At 47.8% G+C, this 716-nt stretch carries 1 protein-coding gene; it reads right to left on the bottom strand.

The genetic code is table 11. The annotated features are described in order from the left end of the window. Positions 1–383 precede the first annotated feature (383 nt). Positions 384–716: ornithine decarboxylase antizyme (locus ACFFNX_RS51810; RefSeq protein ID WP_378213872.1), on the bottom strand; the 333-nt coding region annotated here is incomplete at its 5' end.

The following is a 716-nucleotide window of genomic DNA, read 5'->3' as shown; positions in this document are numbered from 1 at the left end:
AAACAAACCATTCTACATTCAAATATAAAATAGTTCAAATACTGTTACAGAGATTAACAAATTTATCATACAAACAGGTTTTGCATGATATGGACTCTTTACACCAAATCCGAAACCTTTTGAGTCCAAACTAATAAAAAAAAATAAAGCCAAACTCGTTCCCTCCTACACACACCCCAGAGAACATCACAGATTAAAAATACAATATGGCGGAGAACCACAAGAAACTATTAGTACGCAATATACTAAACAACTATATTATTAATTACTGTCGACTTGTCGACGCCCTACTGCCCACCTTTAAAAAGAAAACGTGCGTTCTAAGTTTAAATGGTCACTACTGGTGATATATTAGCGTGTTGGTTGGTGAAGCCGCGGAGAAACTAGTTCATGTTGTAGTGCAGCAGCAGGTAGTCGGGGTGGCTGAGCGCGGCGGCGGCGGGCGCGCGCGGCGACAGCGGCGCAAATCCCATGAACATGAACGTGCGGACCAGCGTCGCGCGGTCGGGCCGGGACTTGAGCACGCAGATTATGCAGTTCTGACAGCCCAAGCGCTCCTCAGCGAAGTCCAGAAGCAGCATGAAGCTCTCCTTGCTGCCCGACTGCAGCACGCCTGGCACGCGCAGGTACATCATGTTGCCCTGCACCACAGCTTCCCAGCGGACCATGGTGTTCTCAGTCAGATAGATCTTGAAGTCGATCTTGACCGGCTGACG

Origin of the sequence: Actinoallomurus acaciae, assembly GCF_042429965.1 — a bacterium.
Lineage (GTDB): Bacteria > Actinomycetota > Actinomycetes > Streptosporangiales > Streptosporangiaceae > Actinoallomurus > Actinoallomurus acaciae.
The sequence above is the reverse complement of the archived record's forward strand: the minus strand, read 5'-3'. Positions and strand labels throughout refer to the sequence as shown.